Origin of the sequence: Amycolatopsis sp. NPDC004625 (assembly GCF_040609695.1) — a bacterium.
Lineage (GTDB): Bacteria > Actinomycetota > Actinomycetes > Mycobacteriales > Pseudonocardiaceae > Amycolatopsis.
The window spans coordinates 6,866-32,606 of record NZ_JBEXKX010000021.1; the positions used below are offsets into that span (position 1 = coordinate 6,866).

Sequence of the window (25,741 nt, forward strand, 5' to 3'; positions counted from 1 at the left end):
GGTTGGCCCCCCGGGCCCCCCCCGCCGCGATCCCCGGGGGGGGGGCCGGGCCGGCGCCCGGGGGGTTGTTTTTTTTTTGGGGGGTTTAGAACGCGCCTAAACACTCACGACCACCACTGCGGCAGGGCCGGAAGGTGCGATTCACGCGCCGCGGTGGGCTAAGTGGCCGTCACCTCGTCGAAGGCGGCTTGCACCTGCTCGCGAAGCCAGGTGTGCGCGGGATCGGCGTCGTAGCGTTCGTGCCAGGTGCTGCAGATCTCCGCCGCCGGGGACGGGGCCGGCAGCGGCCGGGTGATCAGGCCGAACGCGTCCACGAGCGGGCGGCCGAGGATTTCCGTGCAGCTGACCAGGACGTCGCTGCGGGCCGCCAGCTGCAGGGCGGTGGCGACCGTCGCCACCGCCGCGACCACCCGGCGGCGCAGCCCCTCGGCGGCCAGTACGTCGTCGATCGGCGCGGTGAGCCGGCCGCGGCGGGAAACCAGCACGTGCGGCGCCGCGGCGTAGGACCGCAGGTCGAGCCCGGCGGCGCAGGGGTGGCCCGGCCGCATCGCCACGACGAGCGGATCGTGCCCGAGCACCGCCGACCGGAACTCGGGCAGGTGCGGCCGGCTCCCGCCGAGCTCCAGGTCGACGCGGCCGTGGCGCAGGTCGTCGGTGTCACCGGAGTGCTCCGCCAGCACCCGCAGCCGCGCACCGGGTGCCCGCTCCTGGATCCGGCCGACCAGGACCGGGACGACCGACGCGGCGAGGGCGTCGTGGCACTGGACCGTGAAAGTGCGGTCCAGTTCGGTGAGGTCCAGTTCGCGGGCCGGCCGCAGCACCGCGCGGGCTTGGCGCACCAGCTGGTGCACCTCCTCGCGGACGGACCGGGCGTACGGCGTCGGGACCATCGTGTGCCCGGTGCGGACCAGGATCTCGTCACCGGTCACCGCGCGGAGCCGGCCCAGGGTGCGGCTGACCGCCGGTGAGGACAGGTGCAGCCGCTCGGCCGCGCCCATCACGCTGCCCTCCGCCAGGAGGGCGTCGAGCACGGTGAGCAGGTTCAGATCGAGTTGCACGCACGCAAGACAACCACAGGAGGAACCATGACCCAGGACCTGCTCGCCGCCACGACCGCCGCCGTCCGCGAGGCCGGGGCCCGGATGCTGGCGCGCTACTCCCCCGCCGCCCGCCAGCCGGGCCTGCCGGAGCTGCTCGACAGCCTGCACGCCAACGACACGGCCGTCGCCGACGTGCTGCGGCCCGCGCTGGCCGCGGTCCGGCCGCAGGCGCAGTGGCTGAACGACGAACACGGGTCGGGCCCGCTGCCCGACGGCGAGTGGTGGCTGATCGACCCGGTCGGCGGCAACGTCAACGCCGTGCAAGGGATGCCGGACTGGAACATCGGCGTGAGCCTCGTCTCCGACGGGCAGCCGGTGCTCGCGGTGCTGCACTTCCCCGTCCTCGACGAGACGTTCACAGCCCGCGAAGGCGGCGGGGCGTTCCTCGACGGCGAACGGGTGCGGGTGTCGGCCAAGACGTCGCTGGCCGGTGCGCTGGCGGGCACCGGCCAGGCCCAGCCGGGCCACGACGCCGGTCTCCTGGCGCGGATGGGCACGTCGTTCACGGCGATGTCGAAGGCCGCGCTGCAGGTGCGGATCTCGGTGCCGGTCAGCCAGCAGCTCGCCCAGGTCGCCGCGGGCCGGCTGGACCTGCACTGGCAGCTCGACAACGTCCGGTCGCACGCGGCCGGCGTGCTGCTGGTCCGGGAGGCCGGCGGCGTGGTGACCGACCTCGACGGCAAGCCGTGGGAGCCGGCGAGCGAGCGGTACCTGGCCGCCGCGCCCGGGGTGCACGCGGCGGCGCTGGACGTGCTCGCCGGCCTCGGCCTATGACAGCCCGAAGAACGCGATCGCGACCGCGGCCATCCCGCCCGCGGGCAGGCTGTGCCCGGCGCCCTGGATGCTGTAGGCCTCCACCCGGACGCTGCCGGAGCCGTCGGCGAACCGGCGGCGGTTCCAGCCGGCCTGCGGCGTGTCCGTGGACGTCGGGTTCTGGCTGAGCCCGGACACGTTCGTCCACTGCTCGATTTCCTCCTGCAGCAGCGAATACGGCACGAGCGGGTCCGCGGTGCCGTGCCACAGCTGGACGCGCGGGCGGGGACCGGCGTAACCCGGGTACGCCTGCCGGACGGCGTCACCCCACTGCTGCGGCGTCCGGTTCGCGCCGCCACCGCCGGTGCACTTGCTCGACCACGGCGGGAAATCGGCGGCGTTGGCGAAGCAGCCGAACGGCACGCCCATGAACGCCGCACCCGCTTTGAACACGTCGGGGTAGAGCGCGAGCATTTCGTTCGTCATCATGCCGCCGGACGAGGAACCGGTGGCGAAAACGCGGTTCGGGTCGCCGCCGTAGTGCTGTTCGGCGTAGGTCACCATCGACACGATCGACACCGGGTCGCTGCCGCCGCCGCGGTGTTTCGCCGCGTCGGACCAGGTGTCGAAGCAGTTTCCGAAGCCGGCCTGCTGCTGGGCGCTGGGGTAGATCACGAGGAAGCCGTACCGGTTGGCCAGTGACGCGAATTCGCTGCCGGAGTAGAAACCCGGCCCCGAACCGCCGCAGCCGTGCATGGCGACCACGATCGCGGGGTTGGCCGGCCGGGTGTCCGGGACGTAGACGTGCATGCGCATCCCGCCCGGGTTGCTGCCGAAACCGGTCACCTCGACCAGGGACGCGGCCGCCGCCGGTGGCGCGCCCGCCACCGCGGTCGCCGCGATCAGCACGCTGCTCGCGAATGCCGTGAACGCCGTTCTGAATCCACTCATCGGTGACCTCCGCTCGGCGATCCCCCTCCCCGGCGACGTTAGGCAGATCCACAACGACCGTCAACGAAACACCCACTATTTACGCGATTCAGCCCAGCGGGAGAAACGAAACTTTCGCGCGGGCCGACAATCCTTCGACAGTTTTCCGCCGATCACCGGCCGGATGACGAACGACCCGGCGGGCGTTAGGTTGACTCCGGCGAGGAGGTGGCGGATGGCCGGAGCGGACGGCGAAGGCACGCCGGGCGTGCGGCCGGAGACCCTGCTGCTCACCCTGCTCGGCGACCACGTGCTGGACCGCGGGATCGCCGTGTCCACCGGCGGCGTCCTCGCCGCGCTGGACCGGCTCGGCGTCGGCGAACACGCGACGCGGGCGACGCTGAGCCGGATGATCCGCCGCGACCTGCTGCACACCGTCCGCCGCGGCCGCCAGGCGTTCCTCGGCCTGACCGCGCACGGCGCGGCGGTGCTGCGCGACGGGCAGCGCAAGCTCGACGGCGACGTCGTCGACCGGCACTGGGACGGCCGGTGGACGCTGCTGACGTTCTCGGTGCCGGAGAGCAGGCGCGCGGACCGGCACGCCCTGCGCACCCGGCTGGACTGGTTCGGCTTCGGGCTGCTGCGCAGCGGGCTGTGGGTCTCGACGTCGGCCGCCGACATCGCGCCGGCGCTGGCCGGGCTCGACCTGCTCGACCACGCCGAGGTGTTCCGCGCCGAACCGTTCATGTGGACCGACCCCGCGCGGATCGCCCGCGAGGCGTGGGACCTGCCCCGGCTCGCGGCCGGCTACGAGCAGTTCCTCGGCCGCTGGACCGGCGAGGCCCACGGCGAGCTCGACGAGCTGTCCCGCAGCATCCGGCTGGGTGCGGAGTGGCTGCTGCTCATCCGCCGCGACCCGGTGCTGCCGCCGGCCCTGCTGCCGCCGGGCTGGCCGGGCACGCGCGCCGCGGCCCTGTTCCGCAGCCTGCGCCGGCGCTGGGCGCGCCCGGCGGCCAAGCTGGCCGCCGAGGTGCTCGAGTCGCTCGTCGACGAGTGATCCCGACGGCGGTTGCAACGTCGCATGCCACGTTGCAAACTGAGCCACGGCCCGATCCCGTCCCCACCCCGGAGGTCACCGGTGACCGACATCGATCGACGCGACGTGCTGCGAGCCCTCACCGCGCTGGGGGTGACCGGCGTGACCGCGAGCCTGTTCGGCGGCACGGCCGAAGCGTCCGGCGAGAGCCCGCTGGACCTGAAGTTCTCCGGCACGGAGCAGTTCCGGCCGTTCGCCCTGATCGCGCCGAAGTTCGTCCAGGTCGACACCCCGGCCCGGCCCGGCGCGCTCGCCGAGACCGGCGTCCGGCCGAAGGCGCCGTACGGCACGGTGACCGTCGAGGTGCCCGACGCGGGCGCACCGGTCGTCGCCGGGCTCGCCGGCCACGGGGTTTCGGTGCTCGGCACCTACGACCCCGCCGCGAAGCAGGCGGCCATCGAGATCACCACGGCGGCCGGCCGGGCGGTGGTCAAGACCGCGCCCGCCGACCTGCGCGCGCCGTTCGGCTTCGCCGTGGTGGTCAACGAAAACGCCGTGACGGTGCTGGCCGACCAGGGCACGGGCTGGCAGCCCCTGCTGACCGAACGCGACCGGGTCCGGGCGCGGATCGACCTGCGCGACCCGGCGGTGCTGGGCAAGCTGGGGTACGCCTACGGGCGCCGCGGTCCCGCGCGGCTGGGCCGGGTCCGGGCCGGCTACTACGGCCAGGCCGGCGTCCGCGATCCGCACGTCGTGCAGTACGCCGACGGCCGGCCCTACCTCCGCCACGGCAAGCTCTACCTGACGATGACGAACGCCGGCCTCGGGTTCTTCCAGCAGGCGCACTGGGCGGTGTGGACCCTCGACCTGGCCGATCCCACGAAGCTCGAACAGGTGGCGACGCTGTTCTTCGCGCGGGACGGCGTCGTGCTCGGCGACCACGCCGGCCAGATCGTCGTCGACGACGACCGGTTCATCCTGCTGATGAGCTCGTGGGGCGACTTCGCCTTCACCGGCGTGCACGTGCGGCACACCACCACCCGCGAGAACGTGCTCTCGGGCGTGCACGTCCTGCCCACCGAACAGCTGGCCCTGCCCACGACGGTCAGTTCGTGGGACCCGGCCCTGACGAAGATCGACGGCCGCTGGCACCTCGCGTTCGTCGAAAGCCCGGCGCAGCAACCGTCCTTCGTGTTCCACCCCGCGCTGGCGGCCGCGCCGCGCGGGGCCGACTACGACCACGGCCTGACGCTGCTGGGCGCGGACCGGTCGGTCACCCAGACCGAAGGCACCATCCTGCAGCGGGTGGGCGGCCGGTGGTACCTGTTCGCCAGCGACGGCAACGCCCGCGAGTACCCGGTGTACGACCTGCGGCTGCGGAAGCTCGGCACGCTGAACGCGCCGTACGGCACCAACATCCCGCACCCGATGCTCGTGCGGATCGGCCGGCGGTGGTGGCTGCCGACCTTCGACGGCACGCAGTACGCCGAAGACGTCCTCGGCTACGGCGGGCACGGGGACTTCATCCTGATGCAGTCGTCGTGACCCACGTCACACCCGGAAGGCGTCAACCTCGCCCGGCCGCTCCCCGTCCCTTCGGGTCATGAAGGTTCTCGTCGCGGGAGCGACCGGTGTGCTCGGCCGCCGCGTGGTTCCGCAGCTGGCCGCGGCCGGGCACGAGGTGCTGGCGCTGGCCCGCCCGGGCCGGGCCCCGCTGGTGGCGGCCGGCGCGGAGGTTTTGGTGGCCGACGCGCTCGACCGCGACGGCGTCCGGGCGGCGGTCCGGCGGGCGGCGCCGGACACCGTGGTCAACCTGCTGACGGCGATCCCGGCCGAGCCCGACCCGAAGCACCTGGCCCGGGACCTGGCGGTCACCAACCGGCTGCGTACCGAAGGCACCCGGAACCTGCTGGCGGCGGCCGGCGACGCGCGCGTGATCAGCCAAGGTCTGGCTTACGGCTACCAGCCCGACGACGGGCCGGCGGGGGAAGACGCGCCGCTGTGGCGCGCGGGCCCGCCGCCGCAGTTCGCGCCGGTGCTGGCGGCCCTGATGGAGCTGGAGCGCCTGACCACCCGCGCGGACGGCCTGGTCCTGCGGCTCGGTCACCTGTACGGCCCGGGCACGACCTTCGCCGGCGACGGCCGGTTCACGCGCCAGGTGCGAGCCGGCCGGGTCCCCCTGGCCGGCGGCGGCCACGCGGTGTTTTCGTTCACCCACACCGGCGACGCGGCGGCCGCCGTGCTGGCGGCGGTCGACCGCGACGTGACCGGCGTGCTGAACATCGTCGACGACGAGCCGGCCCCGCTCCACGAGTGGCTGCCGGGCCTGGCCCGCCTGCTGGACGCCCCGGCACCGCACCGGGTCCCGGCCGCGGTCGCCCGGCTGGCCGTGGGCAGCTGGGGCGTGGCGTTCCTGAACCGGCTGCGCGGCGCGGACAACGCGCTGGCCCGGCTGCGGCTGAGCTGGCGGCCACGGTTCCCTTCGGCGGCCGAAGGATTCGCGGCCGAGTTCGGCGGCCGGGATCACCCCGCCGCCGGCCCCGGGTCCTCCGCGCGGTCCCGCCAGAACGCGTTCCCCGCGAACCGCCGCTCCCAGCCGTAAACCTCCCTCCGCACCGCCCGGTACTCCACCGCCGCCGAGCGGACGAACGCCCGGTAGTCCTCCTCCGGCCCGGCGACCGCCCGCCGGCCGGACTCCATCGCGAAGGCCGCGCCGCCCGACGACAACGGGTCCACCGCCAGGGCCGCGTCGCCGACCGCGAGCCAGCCCGGCCCCGACACCGGGGTCAGGCGGTGGCTCGCCGCGCTCACCACGCGCACCGGGCCGATCGGCGTCCCCGCCGCCAGCTCGCGACTCCGCGGGGCCGACGCCAGCGCCGCCGACCAGCCCGCCGCGGTCGCCAGCCCGGTCGCCGCCGCGAACCGGGCGTCGGCGAACCGGGCGACCAGCCGCCGGCCCGCGGGCAACGGGGACGCGTACCACCAGCCGTCCGGGACCGCCTCCAGGAACGTGTCGCCCGGCGGGGTTCCCGGCGGCCGGGCGAACACCCGCGCGACGCAGACCAGCCGGTCGAGGCGCTCGCGGCGGGCGCCCAGCGACCGGGCGATCCGGGCCGCGCGGCCGGTCGCGTCGACCACCACCGCCGCCCGCACCGGCGCGTCCGCGTCCACCGCGAAGCCGCCCGGCACCCGCCGGACCCCGCGGACCGCGACGCCGCGGCGGACGTCGGCGCCCGCCTCGGCCGCGGCGTCGGCCAGCATCCGGTCGAACCCGGCCCGGTCGGTGTGCCAGCCGTGGCCGTGCGGGCTGAACACGAACGAGCGCTCGGCCACCTCGGGCCCGCCCCAGGCGCTGGCCGTCTGGTACGACGGGACCGGCCCGGACGCCACGAACCGGTCCCACACCCCGAGCGCGCGCAGCAGCGGGTTCACCGCGGGCGGCAGCGTCTCCCCCATTCGCAGCCCGCCGTAGTCCGACCGCTCGAACAGCGTCACCGCGGCGCCGCGGCGGGCCAGTTCGAGGGCGGCGACGGCGCCGGCCGGGCCGCCCCCGACGACCGCGACGTCACCCTGCATCGCCGACCGTCCGCCGCAGTTCGGCCACCAGCCGGCGCACCTCGCCGGACGCCTCGGCGCCGGCGTCCGGCGAAGCGTCGCGGCACAGCGCCTCCACGCACTTCAGGAACTCCTTCGGGTCCACGCCGTACTCGTTCCACCGCCGCATCAGCCGGTCGTTGGCCGCCAGGGTGAGCAGGACGCACCGCAGCAGCGCGCACCACCGGCGGTCGTGCTCGGCCAGTGCGCCGCCGACGTCGCCCGGCCCGCCGCGCGGCGGGGTGTCGCCGCCGCGCCAGACCCCCGCCCACAGCGTGCGCTCGCGGGTGAAGAGGTGGCCGCGGCCGGTCCGGCCGCCCGCCCGGACGCGGATCTGGTGGTCGCCGATCGTGTGCGCCACGAAGGATCCGGTGAACTCGTCGCCGTCGGGCGTCAGCGCCAGCGTGCTCGCCGCACCGCCGGGCCGGGTGATCTCCGCCCAGACGGTCGCGTCCGCGGTCAGCGGGATGCCCGAGTCGGCCAGCGAAGCCACCACCGTCACGGTGGCGCCCGGCTGGTGGCTGCTCTGCTGGGCCGACGCGGTGAACGACACGTCCGACCACGCGTGCACGATCACCGAGTAGCGCTGGAACCGGGCGGCGGCCGGGTCCCGGCCGCCGTGGTCGTCCTGGCCACCGCCGCGCCGGTCGTAGGCCAGCACCGCGTTCCACATGCCCTCGTGGGCGGGCCGCCCGGGATCGGCGAGCAGCGGCAGCGGCAGGCGGTAGTAGGACACCTGGTCGGTGGCCACGAACGCGCCGCCGAGCGACCGGGCCAGCGCCGGGTCGACCAGCCGGCCGTAGGGCGTCTCCAGCAGGAACGTCAGGCCGCGGCGGTTCTCCGCGGTCAGGATCACGTCCACCAGGTTGTCGGCGTCGCAGACGGAGAACGGCACCCGCAGCGCCTGCCGGTAACCGATGTGCCCGACCGGGTCGAGCACCACCTCGGCGTTGCTCACGCCGGCGAGGATCTGCAGGAAGTACTTCTTGAGCAGGAACTGGTTGTCCCCGCCGAGCGCCGGGCCGGTGATCAGCAGCGAGCCGCCGTGGTTGCCCGACACCGTCTGCAGGGCCGCCGCGCTGGTGTTCGCGGCCGTGCCGAGCCCCACCGAGTAGGTGGTCTCGTCGATTTCCGCGGCCACGTCGGCGATCCACCGCGGGCGGTTCTCCACGCCGTCGGTGAGCACGACCAGCGACCGGACCGGGGTCCCGGCGTCGGTGAGGGTGCCCCGGCCGGTGAAGATGCCGTCCCCGATCGAGGTGTTGCCGCCGGGGTCGAAGCCGGGGCCGTAGATGGCGCTGCGCAGGTCGCTGCGCGTGGTGTCGAACGGGTCGTCCGCGGCACCCAGGGTGGTCAGGCCCCGCACCACGACCGCGTCGTCGTCGAATGCCGTGAGCGAGAGCGCGTCGCCGGGCAGCATCACGTCCAGGAACGTGCTCGCCGCCTCGCGCAGGCTCTGCGCCTTGCTGCCCAGCCCGTCGCCGCGGTCCTCGCTCATGCTGCCGGACTTGTCGAGCACCAGCGCGGCCGCCGCGGTCAGGCGCGGCACGGAGCTGGCGTTGACCGGGATGGTCCACGTCTGCCCGGTTTCGGCGCACGACGCGGTGAGGCTGTCGGTGACGCTGTGCGCGGTGTTCGGGGCGGCGTAGACGATCCACAGCCGCACGGTGGTGAGCCCGGCCCCGGTGGGCGGCACGGTGACCGGGGTCGGGGTGTAGCGGGACAGGCTCGGGTCGGTGGGGCCGGCGGTGAAGGTGAGCGTCACCGGCACCGGCGACCGGACCTCGAACACCACCGCGCGGGCCGCCTTCCGGGTGGTGCCGCCGGGCCCCTGCGGCACGTCCCGGAACGTCAGCGACGGCGTCACCAGGTTGACCACGGTGTCGGCGCTGTCGCACCGGTCGGTCTCCACGAGGGCCGTGCCCTGGCGGGTCACGAAGCCCATCTTCGCCCACTGCCCCGCCACGAAGGCCGCGGTGCCGCCGACCGACCGGGCCCAGTCCTTGCTCCCCGCCCCGGCGACGTCGACCTGGTTCGGCCGCGGCGCCGGCCACCAGTAGGTGCTGCAGGCGTAGAAGTCCGACTGCCACGGCACGGCCATCCGCGCGGTGATGTCGCCGGGGGTCACCTTCGTGTGGTCCAGCCGGAACGACGGGACGCCGTCGTTGCTCACCACCGGCAGGTACCTCGCGGTGTCGGTGAGGATCACCCCGCCCTCGATGCCGGGGAAGAACGCGCCGCCGACGCAGTTCTCCAGCGCCGCCTTGTCGAGGCCGCCCGGGGTGACGTCGGAGTCCGGCGGCGGGTGCTGGCCCCACGCCGGGTCCCAGTCCGCCGTCACCGTGCCGGCCGCCCACTGCTGCACGAACGCGAGCTGGGTGCCGGTCAGGTTCTGGTCCCACTGCCCGCTGTTCGACACCGAGTACTGCCGCGGCATGTGGGCGGGCCCGGGCGGCGCGGTCAGCCGGTCGTACACCCACTGCGCGCCGGGCATCGGGTGGGCGAACCCGTGGTGGCCCTTGGCGTCGGAGTTCACCGCGGCCGCGTCGAGCGCCGACTGCAGGACCGGGTAGATGTCGTCGGTGTAGGACGGGGTCGCGGGCGGGACGAGCAGCCCGGCCGCGGCGTGGGCGTCGTAGACCGCGTCCCACAGCCGGATGGTGTTGTCGACCGGCGGCGCGAACTTCGGCGGCGCGACGACCACCCACGAGCCGAGCGCGGTGAACGTCTGCCCGCCGATGGTGACCGTCGCCGTCACCGGCCCGTCCGCGACGTCGTCGTGCCAGCCGTCGTTGTCGGCGAAGTGCTGGAGCGCGGCGCCGGCCGGGGTCCCGGAGGTCCCGAGCCCGCCCAGCACCAGCAGGTGCCCGTCGTCGTCGGTGCGGACCTCGCCCAGCGGCACGGGGACGGCCGCGTGGCCGGGCACCTCGAACGTGCCGGAATCGAGCACCACCCGCTGGTCCGGGCCGGTGAGCGTCCGCGCGCCGGGGTCGATCACCAGCTTGTCCCGCGCGGCACCGGTCACCCCGCTGTTGCGCGGGCCCGGCTGGTCGAAGCCGATCGCGGCGGCCTTGCGGTTGACCAGGTGCACGGTCCACTCGATGGTCGCGTCGGCCGCGGTCAGCTCGGTCGGCACGCCGTTGTCGTAGCCGAAGACCCGGAACCGGGCGGCCTGCCGCTTGATCCGGCACTGCGCGTCCTTGTAGCCGCCCGGCGGGGCCGACCGGTCCCACCGCCGTTCCGGCCCGACGAAGAACTCCGTGTCGCTGTTGCCCACCCGCGCGATGCCGATCGCCGGGTGGATGCGGACTTCCGTGATCGCCATGACGGCCCTCTCCCTCGGTGTGCGTGCTTCGCGGTGAAGTGGGGCCCGGTCGCCGCCGGATACGTCGGCGCGCATTTGACGCACGCCATTCGACGTCGAAAAAATTTGGCACACCGAAGGCATTCGACAATCATTGATCACCTGTTTTACCCGGCTTTGCACCGCTTGGGTGAGCACGATTACGACATCTGACGACCGTGTTATTCTCGGTACCGGGCCGGGGGTTTACCGCTTCGTGACCGCGGGCCCGTATCTGGCGGGGCGCGCACCGGCCTTCCCGGGGTGGCAGCGGCTTCGGCAGCAGGCCGGCCGCACCGGCTCAAGGGAGCGACGCATGGTGGTCCGATTCGATCCGCCGGAAGGACGCGGGGAAGACGGCCTGGGCTCGCCCGGGTTCGTGCCCGCGATTTCCCCGGAACTGCTGGACCGGCACGGCGGCCGGGTGCTCGATCCCACCGCGAACGTCGTCGAGGGCTGGCCCGCACCGGGGGCCCGCTACCGCCCGACGGTCTACCGGCCGGGTGTGTTGCTGGTTCCCGGCGAAATCTGGGCCGGGAAAGCGGCCGCGATCACCACTCTGCTCGGAGAGATCGAACTGCGCCCGGAACCGCCGGAAATCCGGCCGGCCCGGGCGCCGGTGCGGATTTCGCTCCGGCCGCGCGAAGCCAATCTCGCCGTGGCCGTCGATTCCTGGCGCGCCCTGCAGCACCTGCGCGCCTCGGTTCCCCCGCCCGACGCCGGCGGTGGCCGGTACGAGGCCGCCGCCGACGACTCCGTGCTCACCCACGCCGACGTGGCGCGGATTTCGCTGGAACACCTGATCGCCACCGCCGACGACATGGTGCTGAAACCGTGGGCGATCAGCGACACGCCGGGTGCCGGTTCGCTGCGGTCCTCGACGCGCGGGCGGCTGCCGGCCGTCCTGCCCGGCCCGCTGCCGTACCGGGAACCCGCCGCCCGCCGTCCGGTGATCGCCGTCGTGGACAGCGGCCACGCCGACCACCCGCTGCTGTCCTGCTGGGTGTCCGACCCGAACACCCCGTTCGACGACGAGTTCGTCACCGTGTCACCGGAGATCCAGGCGGAGATCGTCAAGAACCGCCCGGCCGACGCGGCACCGGCCTTCCAGCTCATCGACGGATACCAGGACACGCCGCTCCCCACCGAGCCCCTCGTCGGCGCGCTCGAAGACGCCTACGGGCACGGCACGTTCATCGCCGGCCTGATCCGCCAGGCGGCGCCCCGCGCCCGCGTGCTCGCCATCCGCGCGGTGCACAGCGACAAGATCGGCTACTCGGGCGACGCGCTGACGGCGCTGACCGAAATCCTGGACCGGGTGACCGAAGCGCAGGACAACGACTGCCCGGACAAGATGATCGACATCGTGTCGTTCTCGGCGGGCTACTACGGCGAATGGGAGGAAGCCACCGAGTTCGCCGACGTCATCGCGGATCTCGTCCGGCGCGGGGTGTTCTTCGTGGCCGCCGCGGGCAACGAGTCGACCGCGCGGCCGTTCCTCCCGGCGTGGCTGGCCACCCGGGCCGACCCGCAGGGCGGTCCCGCGGTGGTCGCGGTCGGCGCGCTGAACCCCGACGGCAGCAAAGCCCTGTTCTCCAACGAAAACGCGTCGGTGAAGGCGTGGGCCAGCGGCGTCAACGTGGTGAGCACGTTCCCGGCCGGAGACGGTTCGGAGACGCCGGAGCACGTGGTCCCGGAGCTGAACCGGGCCTCGCTGGACCCCGACAAGTTCACCGGGGAGTACGCCGTGTGGAGCGGGACGTCGTTCGCGACGCCGCTGGTCGCCGCCGAACTCGCGAACCGGCTCCTGCGCCTCGGCGAGCAAAAGGCGAAGCTCGCCCTGACCAAAGTGGACCGGAAAACCACCGTCAAGCGCGCCCGCGCGGCGCTCCCGGAGTTGCCATGAGCACAGCCGAGGCCGGCCGGTCGCCGGCGCAGCCCCTCGACCACGACCGGGTGGCCGCGGTCTTCACCGCCGCCCGCGCCGGGGACGCCGAGGCGTTCGACGAGCTGATCGGCCTGCTGACCCCGCTGCTGTGGCACGTCGCCCGCGCGCAGGGGATCGACCGCGACCAAAGCGGCGACGTCGTCCAGACGGTGTGGCTGCGCCTGCTCGGCTCGCTCGAGGAGATCCGCTCCCCCGTCGCCCTGACCAGCTGGCTGATCACCGTGACCAAGCGGCAGGCGTGGCGGGCGCGGGCGCAGTACCGGACCGAACAGCCGGTCGACGAGCGGTGGTTCCCCGCCCTGGAGGACCCCGCGCCCGGCCCGGAACACCACGTCCTGACCGAGGACCGCCGGGCTCGCCTGTGGGAAGCGGTCAACCGGCTACCCGAGCGGTGCCGCCGGCTCCTGCGCATCGTCGCGTTCGTGCCGCGGCCCGACTACGACCAGGTCAGCGCCGCGCTCGGGATGAAGAAGGGCAGCATCGGCCCGACCCGGGGCCGCTGCCTGAGCCGGCTGCGGTCCCTGCTCGCGGACGGGGACCGGCCGTGACCGGGCGGCCGCGGACCGCCGGGGCGGACGACCGCGCGCTGCTGAGCGAGCTGCGCCGGATGTGGAGCGACGCCGATCCCGTGCCGCCGTCCCTGGCCGGCCGGGTCCGCTTCGCGGTGCGGCTGGCGAACCTGGAGGCCGAGCTGACCGCGATGCCGGTCCGGCTCGAGGTGGTCTCGGCCCGCGGCGACGGGGCGAGCCGCGTGCTGACGTTCGAACGGGACGGGTTCGCCGTGCTGGTCAACGTGACCACCGGCGCCGCCGGCACGGTCCGGGTGGACGGCTGGCTCGCCCCGCCGGCCGCCCACGACGTCGAGCTCCTGACGACGGCCGGGCCGCGGACCGCCCGGTGCGACGGCGAAGGGCGGTTCGTGATCGAAGGCGCGCGCCCCGGCCCGGCCCGGCTGGCGGTCCGGCCCGCCGGCGCCGGCCCGCCCGTGACGACCCCGGTCATCGAGCTGTGACGGCCGAAGCGGTCCCGGACCTCGGCGAGCAGGTCCGGGTTCTGCAGCAGCGGGCGGTCGAGGCGACCAACAACGGGCAGCCGCTGGCCGGGCGGCGGCTGCTGCACACCGCGCTGCGGCTGCTCGGGTGGTCCTCGCCCGACACGCCCCCGGGGCCCGGCCCGGACCGGCCGGCGGTCCGCGTGCTGACCAGCCTGGCCGGGGTGGAGGTCGTGCTCGGCCACAGCGAGCGCGGCTTCCACCTGCTCGACACCGCCGAGGCCGCGGTGGCGCCGGAGGACCGCGGGGTCCTCCTGCAGCAGCGCGGCCTGCTGCTGGTGCTCGTCGGCCGGATGGGCGAGGCGCTGCCGTACCTCGACGAGGCCATCCCGCTGCTGCGCCGCGCCGGCGAGGAGGTCGTCCTGGCGCGATCGCTGCTCAACCGGGCGCTGCTGCACCAGATCGCCGGGCGGGTGCGGCCGGCGATGGCCGACCTCGGCCAGTGCGCCGAGCTCGGGAGCCGGTACCCGTCCGAACGCGCGCTCGTCGCCAAGGCCCGGCACGGCCGGGGCCAGTGCCGGGTCCTCACCGGGGACATCCCGGGCGCCCTGCGGGACTTCGACGCGGCCGGCGTCGTCTACGCCGAGCTGTGCGCGGAGATGCTGGGCCCGCTCGGGGTCGACAAGGCCCGGGCGTTGCTCGCCGCCGGGCTGCCGAGCGAGGCGGCCATCGAGCTCGACGCGGCGCTCGGCCTGTTCGCCGTCTCCCGGCTCGACCAGGAGCACGCCGAAGCGGAGCTCACCCGGGCGCGCGCGGCGCTGGCGACCGGGCGGCCCGCGGAGGCGCGGGAGTGGGCGGCGCGGGCGCGGGCGCACTTCCGGCGGCGGGGCAACGAAACCTGGGCCGCGGTGGCCACGCTCACCGTCCTGCGGGCGGACTTCGCGGCCGGGCGCCGGCTGGCCGCGGTGGCGGCGGCCACCGAAGCCCTGGCCGATCAGCTGACCGCGCTGGGGCTGCGCAACGATGCCGAAGCCGCGGCGCTGCTTTCGGCGCGGGCGAACATCGCCCGCCGCGAGGTCGGCCGCGCCGGGGACCAGCTGGCGAAACGGCTCGGCGCCGGCGCCCCGCCCCCGTCCCACGTGGTGCGCTCCGGGGCGGGGGCCGTGCGGGCGAGGCCCACGGGCGCCGGGGGGCGCGCGTTCGCCACCGCGCGGGCCGGGCTGGACCGCCTCGACGCGCACCGCGTCCGGTTCGGCAGCTTCGACCTGCAGACGGGCGCCGCCTCGCTGGGCGACGAGCTCGCCCGGGCCGGCCTGGCCGCGGCGCTGGGCACGGCGGACCCGATGGTCGTCTTCCGCTGGCTGGACCGGTCGCGGGCCCGGGCGTTCCAGGTCCCGGCGGTGCGCGCGCCGACCGACGAGCGCACCCTCGACGCCGTCGCCGAGCTCCGCCACCTCGCGCACGAGGCCCGCACGGCCGAGCTGGCCGGCCGCCCGGCGACGCAGGCCCGGCGGCGGTGCCTGGCGCTGGAACGGGTGATCCGGGCGCGGGACTGGCAGACCGGCGGCGGGGACGGCTACCACGCCGGCGCGCCGTTCGCGGACGTCGCCGCCGAGCTGGACCGCGCCGGCAGCGTCCTGCTGAGCTTCCTGACCGACCGGACCGGCTTCAAGGCGCTGGTGCTCGCCGGGGGCCGGCTGTCGTTGGTCGCGCTCGGCGACCCGGCCGCGGTCGCCGAGGCGCTGGCCCGCCTGCACAGCGACCTCGACACGCTGTGCGGGCGCCGGCTGCCGCACGCCATCGACCGGGTCGTCCGGACGTCCCTGCGGCGGCAGCTCGCGGTGCTGACCGAGCACCTGCTGGCCCCGCTCGCGGCCACGATCGCCGACGCCGACGTCGTCATCGTGCCGAACGCGCCGCTGTCGACGGTGCCGTGGGGCCTGCTGCCCCCGCTGCGCGGCCGTCCGGTGACGGTGAGCCCGTCGCCGTCGGCCTGGCACGCGGCCCGCCGCGGCGCGGACGGCACCGCCGCCGGGCGGGTGCTGGTCGTCGCGGGGCCGGCCCTCGACCACGCCCCCGCCGAGGCGAGCCGGATCTCGGCGGTGTACCCGGGAGGAACCCTCCTGACGGGGGCGCACGCCACGGTGGCGGCGACGCTCGGCGCCCTCGGCGACGCGGCGATCGTGCACTTCGCGGCGCACGGCCACCACGAACCGGAGAACGTGCTGTTCTCCCGCCTCGACCTGGCGGACGGCCCGCTGATGGCCTACGACGTCCACCAGCTCGAGACGGCACCGCGCCACGTGGTCCTGTCGGCCTGCGACGTCGGCCGATCGGTGGTCCGCCCGGGCGACGAGTTCCTCGGCTTCACGGCGGCGTTGCTGTATTCGGGCAGCCAAACGGTGGTGTCGAGCGTGGCCCGCGTCGACGACCAGGCGGCGGTGGAGGTGATGTACGCCTACCACCGGGCGTTGGTCCGCGGAGTCCGCGCACCCCGAGCCCTGGCCGACGCGACCCGGGGAGAGCCACTGACCCCGTTCGTGTGCTTCGGCGCGTGACGGTAGCGCGAGGTTCGTCCACTCAGGACAGCGACGCGATGAAATAGACGACGATGCCGATCAGGGCGAGCACCTCGGTCAGCACGAACGTCGAATACCCGATCGTCTGCAGTTTTCCGCTCGCTTCCGGCTGGCGCGCACTCCCGTTGATGACGGCCGCGAAGATGAGGCCGACGCCGATTCCCGGGCCGATTGCGGCCAGGCCGTAGCCGATGGCCGCGAGGCCCGGGTTGATGCTGGCCGTCTGGGCCATAACGGTGTCGTTCATGGACGTTCCCCTTCACATCGGTCCACGCGCACGCTCGCGTGGAGCAGCGGCTTGTGTGGTCACACCGGACAAGGGATCAGGGCTGGGCGAAGGCGTCGGAAATCGGCGGCTGTCGTCGAAGCGGGCAGATCTCGTCGGGCAGGGGAGAAAACCGGCGGCGATTCCCGGCAATCGGGGTCTCCGGTCACCCCAATACTATCACGCCCAATCCTCCGCCGCCGCCGCAAAATCGCCCGTGGACGTCGGCACGGATGACCAGGGCCCGCTTCACCGCCGAGCAATGTCCACTGTGGCCGGTCGCCGAAACCGATCACGCGACCGGTTGGTCACCGTGTCGCCCCTCCAATCACGGGTGATGCCCGCTCGATCACGCCCGATGCCCCTCGGCGCACACGGGGACCGTCCGGCTCCGCGCGCCGGGGGTCACACGCGTGACTGGAGGGGCATCACGCGTGATTGGAAGGGCATCACTCTCCTGGCCGCGCCCAGGCGGGCCTCGGCGAACCCGGCCGCGCCGGGAGGGCCGGGGCGATGTGGCGGGCGGGCGCCTGCAACCGGGGGGCCCAGCCCGTCGCCGGCCCTCCTCGGCCCTGGTGAGCACGTCCGGGACGTGCGGGCACGCGTTGCGATCGTTCGTGTGCTCGCCGCTACCAGGCAACTGAGGGACACCGGATCGAATCGCGGCGGGCGCTCGGCCGCGTCCGCGAGCAGTTCACGAAGCTCGACCTTCTCCGGCTTTTGCCCGAGTGACCCGAGTTCTTCTTCCCGACAGCCGGTGAGCCGAATGCCCCGAGTCACCGCAGCCACTCGGATGAGCCACCGACAATAGAAACCTGAATAATCTTCAGACTAATAACAGCCGCCTATACCACGGCCTCGATTTCGCCCCGATCCCGCTCCGGAATCGCGTTTCCGGTGTCCAATGCCCGGCCGTCCCCCGGCACCGGCGGCGGCCTTCGGTGCGGCCGCGCCGGGAGCGCCTACCGAAGGTCCTTCGCCCGGCCCCCTCCGCGAGCGCAACCAAGTGATCACGGTGCGCCTACGGTGTAATGAGACCCCGGCACGCCGTGCAAGACGAGCGCCGATCACGGGCGTCTCACCTGCGTAGATCAGAACCCGCTGTCGGAGTGCTGGCACCACCATTAATGGTGGACCTAACACCACCATGCCGGGCGATGTCCGAATACATCCATACCCAAACCGTCCACCAGGTGAAACTACTGACGAGTTCGACGTTTCACTGGTCCGAACGGAGGTACCTAAGCCTCCGGCCCTCTGCCACTATCTCCGAAAAATACATCGTCGGGTGATCCGGCCTGGATATAGTCCTCGGGTCAGCCGAATCTGGGGGTAGGTCTAAGTGCAAATCGAACTGCTGGGCGCCTTGGAAATAAGATCGGGTGGGAGAATTCACGCAATACGCGCCAAGAAAGTCCGGACTTTACTGGCGATGCTGGCGCTGTCGCCGGGCCGTCCGGTGTCCTACGAGCAACTGGCGGACGAGCTGTGGGGCCCGAGGTCGCTCGCCAACTCGCGCAACGCGCTGCAGGCGAACATCGCGCGCCTGCGGCGGCTGTTCAAGCCGATCACGGACGCGAGCGAGGAGGAGATCGTCCGGACCACCTACAGCGGCTACCAGCTGGAGGTGCCCGCCGAGTCGATCGACTCGCACCGGTTCCTCGACCTCGCGCGCCGCGGCACCGCCCTGGTGGGCTCCGCGCCGCACGAAGCCGTCGGCATCCTCCGCGAAGCGCTGATGCAGTGGCGGGGGCCGGCCCTGATGGACGTCCAGGAAGGGGTGCGGTGCCGGGCGGCGGCCACCCACCTGAACGAGCGGCGCCTGGCGGTCCAGGAGGACCTCATCGCCGCCCGCCTGGCCGTCGGCGAGCAGCACGACATCGTGCACGAACTGCGGCTGCTGGCGACCGAAAACCCGGGCCGGGAACGGCTCAGCGAGCTGTTGATGCTCGCGCTCTACCGCACCGGGCAGCAGAGCGAGGCGCTGTCGGTCTTCCACCACACCAGCAAGTGGCTCGGCAACGAGCTCGGCCTCTCACCCGGCCGGGCGCTGAAACAGCTGTACCAGGCCATCCTGGTCCAGGACTGCATGCTCGACTGAACCGCGGGGACGGCGCCTCCACCGGCCGTCCCCGCCGTCGTCCCGCTCGGGGTCCGGTTCCTCCCGGGCTCATCTTCCTCCTTGTCCCGCCGTGGTTCCGTGATCACCGGACGTGATCATGACGCACCGGGATGACCGACCGCTGACGGCTCACCGACGCGAACCGCCGTCAGCGTTCGGTCAGAGGGCGGTCATCTCCCCTGGCTAGTTTCCGGCGAGGCCGAAGTTCGCCCGAAACCCAGGAGTCGTCATGACAGCGGCAGTGTCCGAGCGCAGGGAACAGATCCGCGCGATCGTCCGTGAGCACCTCGAGCTCGAGGACAACGAGCTTTCCGAGACCAGCAACTTCATCGAAGACCACGAAGCCGACTCGCTCACGCTGATGGACGTGCTCGCGGCCCTGGAGAAGACGTTCGGCGTCACGATCGACCAGGCGCAGTTCCGCCGGATGACCGATCTGAACAGCGCCTACGACGTCGTCGCGGAATCCGCCGGCTGGTAGGGGAAGCTGATGAGCGAGCATTCCACCGCACCCGGGCGCCGGGTGGTGATCACCGGCTGCGGGGTGGTGTCCAGCCTCGGTACGGGCATCGACGAGTTCACCGCGGCCCTGCGCGCCGGGCGCAGCAACGTCCGGCCGATCAGCGTCTTCGACACGACCGGCTTCGAGCACAACAACGGCTGCGAGGTCGTCGGCTTCGAGCCCGAACGCTGGATCCGGAACGTCGACATCGACTCGCTCGGCCGCGCGAGCCGGTTCTCGACCGCCGCGGCGCGGCTGGCGGTCGCGGACTCGGGCATCGACCTGGACGTGCTGCGCGAGGCGCGCTGCCTGCTGTCGGTCGGCACGACCGACGGCGAGTCCCACGAACTCGACAGCATGGTCTCGCTGGAGATCGCGGCCGGCCCGGAGGCGATGAGCCCGCGGCTGGCCCGGCGGACGTCGGCCGGCCGGCTCGCCACCTCGATCGCCCACGAGCTCGCGCTGTCCAATGTGGAGGTCGGCAGCATCGCGACGGCCTGCTCGGCGGGCAACTACGCGATCGGCCACTCCTTCGACGCGATCCGCCTCGGCGAAGCCGACTTCGCGCTGTGCGGCGGCGCGGACGCCGTCTGCCGCAAGACGTTCACCTCCTTCTACCGGCTGCGCAGCATCGCGCCGGACTGCTGCCGCCCGTTCGACAAGAACCGGGAAGGCATCCTGACCGGCGAGGGCGCCGGCATCCTGATGCTGGAGAGCCTGGAGTCGGCGACCGCCCGCGGCGCCCGGATCTACGGCGAAGTCCTCGGCTACGGCCTGTCCTGCGACGCCCACCACCCGGTGGCCCCGCACCAGGGCGGCATCGCCCGCTGCATGGAACTGGCCCTGGAGAACGCCGGCGTCAAGCCCGCGGAGGTCGACCTGATCTCGGCGCACGGCACCGGCACCCACGCCAACGACAAGACCGAAGCCGCGGCGATCCGCGAACTGTTCGGCGAGGACACCCCGCGCGTGGTCTCGATGAAGTCGATGCTCGGCCACTCGATGGGCGCGGCGAGCGCGCTCGCCGCGATCGGCTGCTCGGTCGCGATCACCGAGGGGTTCATCCCGCCGACCATCAACCACATCGAGACCGACCCCGAGTGCGCCGTCGACTGCGTGCCCAACGTGGCCGTCGAGGCGGACCTGCGGATCGTGCAGAACAACGGCTGGGCCTTCGGCGGCAACAACTCGGTCGTGCTGATCGGCCGCTACGACGGCCCGCGGGAGGCGGTGGCATGAGCACCGGAACGCTGAACCCCCCGGTCATCTCCGCCTGGACGGCCATCTCGCCGTTCGGGCACGACCGCGCCGCCTTCGCCGACGGCGTCCGCACCCGGACGTCCCCGGTGTCCGCAGTGGACACCGGGCGCTGGGCGCGGGGCCCCGGCGAGACCGCGGCCACCGTCCCGGGCTTCGAGCCGCGGGAGTTCCTCGGCACGAAGGGCACCCGGGCGATGAACCGCGTCAGCGGGCTCGCCGTCGCCGCGGCGAAGCACCTGCTCGCCGACATCGGCGTCGAGCCCGGTGACGACCGCGACGACATCGGGTTCGTCCTGGGCACCACGACCGGCAGCGTCCAGAGCATGATGGACCTGACCCGGGCGTCGCTCACCGGCGACAAACCCGACCACGTCGAACCGGCCGCGGTGCCGGGGTGCGTGATGAACTGCGCCGCCGGCCAGGCCGCGATCTGGCACGGGCTCAAGGGCCCCAACGCGACGATCGCCGCGGGCCGCACCACCGGCCCGCACGCCCTGAACTACGCGCGGCGGCTGCTGCGCACCGGCCGGGCGACCCGGGTGCTCTGCGGCGCCGCCGAGGAGTACTCCCCCGCCCGGGCGTGGGTCGAACACCACCGCCGGGGCGGCGGCGACCCGGTGGTCATCGGCGAGGGCTGCGCGATGTTCCTGCTGGAACCGGCGGACCTGCGGCCGCCCGGCCGCCGCGTCCTCGGCACCCTGGAGGGGTTCGAGTCGCGGGTGTGCCTGGACGGCGACCTCGCCGGCACCGTCACCGTCGCCGTCCGCGCGTTGCTCGCTTCGGCCGGCGTCGCGCCCGATCGGGTGTGGGCGGCGACCGGCAGCGGGTTCACCGACGCCGGCGGGAACGCCGTCGAGACGATCGCGCTGCGGGGCCTGTTCGGCGACGCCGCCGTCGACCGGGTGCCGTCCGCGGACCTGCTCGGCGACACGGCTTCGGCGAGCGCGATGTTCCAGCTCGCCGCCGTCTTCAGCGTCGCCGAGTCGGCCGGGCGGGCCGGCGCCGACCACACGGTCGTCACCACCTGCGACGACGACGGTTCGGTGGCCTGCACGCTGCTGCGGCTCGGCGAGCCCGCCGCATGAGCGCGCCCAAGGTCGCCCTCGTCAGCGGCGGTTCCCGCGGGATCGGCCGGGCGGTGGTGCTGAGCCTGGCCGAGAACGGCCACGACGTCGCGTTCTGCTACCGCGCCGACGAACAGGCCGCCGACGTGCTCGCCAAGGAGGTGCACGAGCTCGGGCGGCGGGCGGTCGCGACCAAGGTCGACGTCACCGACCGCGAAGCGGCCGCCGAGTGGGTGGCCCGCACGGCCGCCGACCTCGGCACCCCGGACGCCGTGGTGACGTCGGCGGGCATCACCCGCGACGGCGCGTTCGTGACGATGACCGGGGACCGCTGGACCGACGTCATGCGGACCAACCTCGACGGCGTCTACAACGTCTGCCAGCCGGCCGTGTTCCTGATGCTCAAGCAGCGCCGCGGCAGCGTGGTCGCGCTGTCCTCGGTGTCCGGCGTGCACGGCAACCCGACGCAGGTGAACTACTCGGCGTCCAAGAGCGGGGTCATCGGTCTCACCAAGGCACTGGCCAAGGAGGTCGGCCGGTTCGGCATCCGGGTCAACTCGGTCGCGCCGGGCCTGATCGAGACCGACATGACGGCCCAGATGACGGACAAGGCCCGGGAGAAGCTGCGCGCGGCCGTCCCGCTGGGCCGGTTCGGCACCGCCGAGGAGGTCGCCGACCTGGTGGCCTACCTGGTGTCCGACCGCGCCGCCTACATCACCGGAAGCGTATTCGAGATCGACGGCGGCCTGGTCGTCTGAGGGGAAGGTCCGCCATGGACACCGAGAGCCCGAACTTCATCGCGCGGCTGAAGACGGCCGCGCTCGGCTCGGCCGAGCACCCGTTCGTCTTCCTCGGCAACTTCGAGGTCGAGGAGCTGTGGGCCGCCGACGAGCTCGGCCTGCCGCGGGTGTCCGCCGCGGGCAGCACCGCGGTGGTCAACAGCATGGACGAGTTCGCGCTGCTGCTGGGCGGCAAGGGCGACCACGTCGTGCTGAAGCACGCGCCCGACCCCGGGTACCACCGCTACCTGCTCGACCTCGGCTTCGAGCTGCCGGAGGTGCACGTCGTGGCGGCGCCGGACCCGGCGCGCAACGTCAGCCAGGACGCACTCGCCGACGCGGGCGTCGTCGCCGCGCTCGCCGAGCTGGCCACCGACGGCGCGCACCTGCTGCCGCACGGCGCGTCGGCCGTCGAGGAGGACCTGGCGGCCCGGACGGGCGTGCCGCTGGCCACGCCGCCCGCCGCGCTCTGCAAGGCCGTCAACAGCAAGGTCTACAGCCGGCAGCTGGCCGACGAGCTCGGGCTGCGGCAGCCGCCCGGCTGGATCTGCGACACGCCCGCCCAGCTGGCCGACGCCGTGCCGGAGGCCGCCAAGGTGCTCGCCGAGGGCGGCACGGTGGTGGTGAAGGAGGCGTTCGGCGTGTCGGGGAAGGGCATCGCCGTCGTCACCGGCGAACAGCGGTTGCTGCGCCTGCAGCGGATGATCGAGCGGTCCGCGCAGAAGGCGGGCCGCGACCGGATCGCGCTGGTCACCGAGACCTGGGTCGACAAGCTCGCCGACCTCAACTACCAGTTCACCGTGGGCCGGGACGGCTCGGTGCGGTTCGACTTCGTCAAGGAGGCCATCACCGAAAACGGTGTCCACAAGGGACACCGGATGCCGCCGCGCCTCGACGAGGCCCAGCACGCGGTGATCCGGCACGCGGCGGACGTCCTCGGCGCCCGCCTGGCGCAGGACGGCTACTACGGTGTCGTCGGCGTCGACGCGCTGGTCGAGCCGGACGGCGGGATCTTCCCGGTGCTGGAGATCAACGCGCGCAACAACATGTCGACCTACCAGGTGCCGCTGCAGGAGCGGTTCGTGCCGGCCGGCGCGGTCGCGATGGCGCGGCACTACCCGGTGCGCCTCACCGCTCCGCTGCCTTTCGCGCGGCTGCGCTCGGCGCTCGGCGACCTGCTGTTCACCGGGTCCGGCCGCGGCCTGCTCGTCAACAACTTCGCCACGGTCAACGCCGGCGCCGCCCTCGCGGCCGCGGGCGAAGCGTTCGCCGGGCGCCTGTACGGCGTCCTCATCGGGCCCTCGGCCGAGGAGCTCGACGAACTCGACAGCCGCATCACCGACCGCCTCGCCACCCTCGCCGCTTATAACCCCCCCCCCCCGTCTTTAGTGTAAGGGCCGGTTAAAACACGCCTTACCACTCACGACCACCCACGTCCCAGGAGAGCACAGCATGAGTACCAGCACGTCCGTCCCGGCGTTCGCCGTCATCTCCGGGGCGCAGGTCCACGATGTCCTGAGCGGGCAGGAAAAGCTCGTCATCGACCTCATCGAGTCGGCCTACCGCCTGCACGGCGAAGGCGACACGATCAACCCGCCGTCCTACTTCCTGCGCTTCCCCGACCGGCCGACCTCGCGGATCATCGCGCTGCCGGCGTCGGTCGGCGGGGACCTGGCGGTCGACGGGATCAAGTGGATCTCGAGCTTCCCGGAGAACGTCGCGAACGGGCTGCCGCGGGCCTCGGCGATCCTCGTCCTCAACGACCCGAAGACCGGCTATCCCCTGGCCTGCCTGGAAAGCTCCATCATCAGCGCCACCCGCACCGCCGCGTCGGCCGCCCTCGCCGCCGACTGGCTGACCCGCGACCGGGCGCGGCCCGCGCGGCTCGGCATCGTCGGCACCGGCCTGATCGCCCGGTACATCCACACCTACCTGGCCGCCGGGGGCTGGAGCTTCGACGACGTCGGCGTGTTCGACCTGAGCCCGGCGCACGCCGAAGGGTTCCGCGGCTACCTGAACGCGGCCGGGGAGCCGTCGGTGACCGTGCACGAGTCCGCCGAGGACCTGATCCGCGGGAGCGACCTGGTCGTGTTCGCGACGGTCGCCGGCGAGCCGCACGTCCACGACCCGGCGTGGTTCGACCACAACCCGCTGGTCCTGCACGTCTCGCTGCGCGACCTCTCGCCCGAGGTGATCCTCGCCTCGGCCAACGTCGTCGACGACGTCGAGCACTGCCTGAAGGCCAACACCTCGGTGCACCTGGCCGAGCAGCAGACCGGGGGCCGGGACTTCCTGTCCGGGACCCTGCACGACGTGATGACCGGCAAGGCGGCCCTGCCGAAGGACCGGCCGCTGGTCTTCTCGCCGTTCGGGCTCGGCGTGCTCGACCTGGCCGTCGGCAAGCACATCCACGACCAGCTGCACGCTTCCGGCGACCTGCGGACCGTGGACGAGTTCTTCTTCGAACTCGACCGGTACGGCAAGCGCTGAGGGGGAACTCCGCGTGCCGATCATCACCGCCCCGCAGGACTTCAACACCGACGACCTGTTCGTCGACCTCCGCCGGTTCGCCGGCCGGCCCCTCTTCCTCAAGTGCGAGGGCTTCAACTTCGCCGGGTCGATCAAGGTCAAGGCCGCCCGCTCGATGGTCGCCGCGGCCGAGCGCCGCGGCGACCTGCGGCCCGGCTCGACGCTCGTGGAGAGCTCGTCCGGCAACCTCGGGGTCGCCCTGAGCCTCGTCGCCGCCAGCTCCGGCTACCGGTTCGTCTGCGTCACCGACTCGCGGTGCACCCTCGGCGCCCGCCAGCTGATGGAAACGCTCGGCGCCGAGGTCCGCATCGTCACCGAACCGCACCCGGAGCACGGGCTGCTGGGCGCGCGCATCGACCTCGTGCGGCGGCTGTGCGCCGAACGCGGGTACGTCTGGCTCAACCAGTACGAAAACGCCGGGAACTGGCGCGCCCACTACGAAACCACCGGCCCGCAGATCGCCGGCGCCTTCCCGGACGCCGCCGTCGTCTTCATCGGCGCGGGCACCACCGGGACGCTCATGGGCTGCGCCCGGTACCTGCACGAGCACCGGCCCGGCACCCGGGTGGTCGCGGTCGACACGGTCGGCTCGGTCACCTTCGGGACGCCGCCGGCCCGCCGGATGATCCCCGGGCTGGGCACCGGGATCCGGCCGCCGATGCTCGACCTCTCCCACGTCGACGACGTCGTGCACGTGGAAGAGGCGGACACCGTGCGCACCTGCCGGGCCCTCACCCGGGAGGGGTTCTGCTTCGGCGGCTCGACCGGGACCGTCGTGAGCGGTGCCCTGGCGTGGCTGGCCACGCACGAGGAACCCGGGACGGCGGTGGCGATCGCGCCCGACCTCGGCGACCGCTACCTCGACACCGTCTACCACGACCAGTGGGTCGCCGACCTCTACGGCGAGGACCTGCTCGATGAGCACGTGCCCAGTTTGTGATTCACC

Annotated in this window: 21 protein-coding genes; 16 read left to right on the forward strand and 5 right to left on the reverse strand. The window is 73.4% G+C overall.

Translation table 11 applies throughout. The features are described 5' to 3' along the window. Positions 1-158: 158 nt before the first annotated feature. Positions 159-1,058, reverse strand: coding sequence for a LysR family transcriptional regulator (locus ABZW17_RS24025; protein WP_354818160.1), 900 nt, complete (start codon positions 1,056-1,058; stop codon positions 159-161). A 27-nt stretch (positions 1,059-1,085) separates the two neighbouring features. Here ABZW17_RS24025 and ABZW17_RS24030 point away from each other — a divergent pair, with 27 nt between their 5' ends. Next, positions 1,086-1,874 carry an inositol monophosphatase gene (locus ABZW17_RS24030; protein ID WP_354818163.1) on the forward strand — a complete coding sequence of 263 codons (789 nt, stop codon included), beginning with the start codon at positions 1,086-1,088 and terminating at the stop codon, positions 1,872-1,874. Here ABZW17_RS24030 and ABZW17_RS24035 read toward each other — a convergent pair. Further along, positions 1,869-2,804: a PHB depolymerase family esterase gene (locus tag ABZW17_RS24035; RefSeq protein ID WP_354818166.1), complete on the reverse strand. Its 936-nt coding sequence runs from the start codon at positions 2,802-2,804 to the stop codon at positions 1,869-1,871. The genes ABZW17_RS24030 and ABZW17_RS24035 overlap by 6 nt on opposite strands. Before the next feature lie 214 nt (positions 2,805-3,018). On the opposite strand from ABZW17_RS24035, the gene ABZW17_RS24040 reads away from it, so the two are divergent. The 3 genes from ABZW17_RS24040 (at position 3,019) to ABZW17_RS24050 (ending at position 6,421) form a co-directional block, all read left to right on the forward strand. After that, entirely contained in the window at positions 3,019-3,840 is an 822-nt protein-coding gene (locus ABZW17_RS24040; protein ID WP_354818169.1) for a PaaX family transcriptional regulator C-terminal domain-containing protein, read from the forward strand. A gap of 81 nt (positions 3,841-3,921) precedes the next feature. Beyond that, complete coding sequence (locus tag ABZW17_RS24045; protein ID WP_354818172.1) at positions 3,922-5,364, forward strand: twin-arginine translocation signal domain-containing protein; 1,443 nt, start codon at positions 3,922-3,924, stop codon at positions 5,362-5,364. A gap of 58 nt (positions 5,365-5,422) precedes the next feature. Further along, complete coding sequence (locus ABZW17_RS24050; RefSeq protein ID WP_354818175.1) at positions 5,423-6,421, forward strand: NAD(P)-dependent oxidoreductase; 999 nt, start codon at positions 5,423-5,425, stop codon at positions 6,419-6,421. Here the strand turns inward: ABZW17_RS24050 and ABZW17_RS24055 are convergent. Together ABZW17_RS24055 and ABZW17_RS24060 are read right to left on the reverse strand one after the other, a co-directional pair. Continuing rightward, the gene (locus ABZW17_RS24055) at positions 6,343-7,395 is read right to left on the reverse strand and encodes an FAD-dependent oxidoreductase (RefSeq protein ID WP_354818178.1); all 1,053 of its coding nucleotides are present in this window, start codon (positions 7,393-7,395) and stop codon (positions 6,343-6,345) included. The two genes, ABZW17_RS24050 and ABZW17_RS24055, sit on opposite strands and share 79 nt — an antisense overlap. Next, positions 7,385-10,738: a LodA/GoxA family CTQ-dependent oxidase gene (locus ABZW17_RS24060; RefSeq protein WP_354818181.1), complete on the reverse strand. Its 3,354-nt coding sequence runs from the start codon at positions 10,736-10,738 to the stop codon at positions 7,385-7,387. The genes ABZW17_RS24055 and ABZW17_RS24060 overlap by 11 nt, the downstream gene beginning before the upstream one ends. 334 nt (positions 10,739-11,072) lie before the next feature. On the opposite strand from ABZW17_RS24060, the gene ABZW17_RS24065 reads away from it, so the two are divergent. Genes ABZW17_RS24065 through ABZW17_RS24080 form a run of 4 tightly spaced genes read left to right on the forward strand, consistent with a single transcriptional unit; the run spans position 11,073 to position 16,253 of the window. Continuing rightward, the gene (locus ABZW17_RS24065) at positions 11,073-12,662 is read left to right on the forward strand and encodes a S8 family serine peptidase (RefSeq protein WP_354818184.1); all 1,590 of its coding nucleotides are present in this window, start codon (positions 11,073-11,075) and stop codon (positions 12,660-12,662) included. After that, the gene (locus tag ABZW17_RS24070) at positions 12,659-13,252 is read left to right on the forward strand and encodes a sigma-70 family RNA polymerase sigma factor (RefSeq protein ID WP_354818187.1); all 594 of its coding nucleotides are present in this window, start codon (positions 12,659-12,661) and stop codon (positions 13,250-13,252) included. The genes ABZW17_RS24065 and ABZW17_RS24070 overlap by 4 nt, the downstream gene beginning before the upstream one ends. Next, a complete protein-coding gene (locus ABZW17_RS24075) occupies positions 13,249-13,716 on the forward strand; it encodes a hypothetical protein (RefSeq protein WP_354818190.1) in 468 nt (155 codons plus the stop codon). Before ABZW17_RS24070 ends, ABZW17_RS24075 begins: the two co-directional genes overlap by 4 nt. Beyond that, complete coding sequence (locus ABZW17_RS24080) at positions 13,713-16,253, forward strand: CHAT domain-containing protein (RefSeq protein WP_354818193.1); 2,541 nt, start codon at positions 13,713-13,715, stop codon at positions 16,251-16,253. Before ABZW17_RS24075 ends, ABZW17_RS24080 begins: the two co-directional genes overlap by 4 nt. A 22-nt stretch (positions 16,254-16,275) precedes the next feature. Here ABZW17_RS24080 and ABZW17_RS24085 read toward each other — a convergent pair whose 3' ends face one another. Continuing rightward, positions 16,276-16,521 carry an ATP F0F1 synthase subunit C gene (locus ABZW17_RS24085; protein WP_354818196.1) on the reverse strand — a complete coding sequence of 82 codons (246 nt, stop codon included), beginning with the start codon at positions 16,519-16,521 and terminating at the stop codon, positions 16,276-16,278. A 1,360-nt stretch (positions 16,522-17,881) separates the two neighbouring features. Here ABZW17_RS24085 and ABZW17_RS24090 point away from each other — a divergent pair. The 8 genes from ABZW17_RS24090 (at position 17,882) to sbnA (ending at position 25,735) form a co-directional block, all read left to right on the forward strand. Further along, positions 17,882-18,640: an AfsR/SARP family transcriptional regulator gene (locus ABZW17_RS24090; RefSeq protein ID WP_354818199.1), complete on the forward strand. Its 759-nt coding sequence runs from the start codon at positions 17,882-17,884 to the stop codon at positions 18,638-18,640. 250 nt (positions 18,641-18,890) lie between these two features. Beyond that, positions 18,891-19,142: an acyl carrier protein gene (locus ABZW17_RS24095; RefSeq protein WP_354818202.1), complete on the forward strand. Its 252-nt coding sequence runs from the start codon at positions 18,891-18,893 to the stop codon at positions 19,140-19,142. Positions 19,143-19,151: 9 nt separating this feature from the next. Next, entirely contained in the window at positions 19,152-20,402 is a 1,251-nt protein-coding gene (locus tag ABZW17_RS24100; protein WP_354818205.1) for a beta-ketoacyl-[acyl-carrier-protein] synthase family protein, read from the forward strand. Further along, positions 20,399-21,508 carry a beta-ketoacyl synthase N-terminal-like domain-containing protein gene (locus ABZW17_RS24105; protein WP_354818208.1) on the forward strand — a complete coding sequence of 370 codons (1,110 nt, stop codon included), beginning with the start codon at positions 20,399-20,401 and terminating at the stop codon, positions 21,506-21,508. The genes ABZW17_RS24100 and ABZW17_RS24105 overlap by 4 nt, the downstream gene beginning before the upstream one ends. Continuing rightward, a complete protein-coding gene (fabG, locus tag ABZW17_RS24110; protein ID WP_354818211.1) occupies positions 21,505-22,245 on the forward strand; it encodes a 3-oxoacyl-[acyl-carrier-protein] reductase in 741 nt (246 codons plus the stop codon). The genes ABZW17_RS24105 and fabG overlap by 4 nt, the downstream gene beginning before the upstream one ends. 14 nt (positions 22,246-22,259) lie before the next feature. Further along, positions 22,260-23,660: a hypothetical protein gene (locus ABZW17_RS24115; RefSeq protein ID WP_354818214.1), complete on the forward strand. Its 1,401-nt coding sequence runs from the start codon at positions 22,260-22,262 to the stop codon at positions 23,658-23,660. 58 nt (positions 23,661-23,718) lie between these two features. Then, positions 23,719-24,756, forward strand: a complete 1,038-nt coding sequence (gene sbnB / locus ABZW17_RS24120; RefSeq protein ID WP_354818217.1) for a 2,3-diaminopropionate biosynthesis protein SbnB — start codon at positions 23,719-23,721, stop codon at positions 24,754-24,756. 13 nt (positions 24,757-24,769) lie between these two features. Further along, positions 24,770-25,735, forward strand: a complete 966-nt coding sequence (gene sbnA, locus ABZW17_RS24125; RefSeq protein WP_354818220.1) for a 2,3-diaminopropionate biosynthesis protein SbnA — start codon at positions 24,770-24,772, stop codon at positions 25,733-25,735. Positions 25,736-25,741 lie beyond the last annotated feature (6 nt).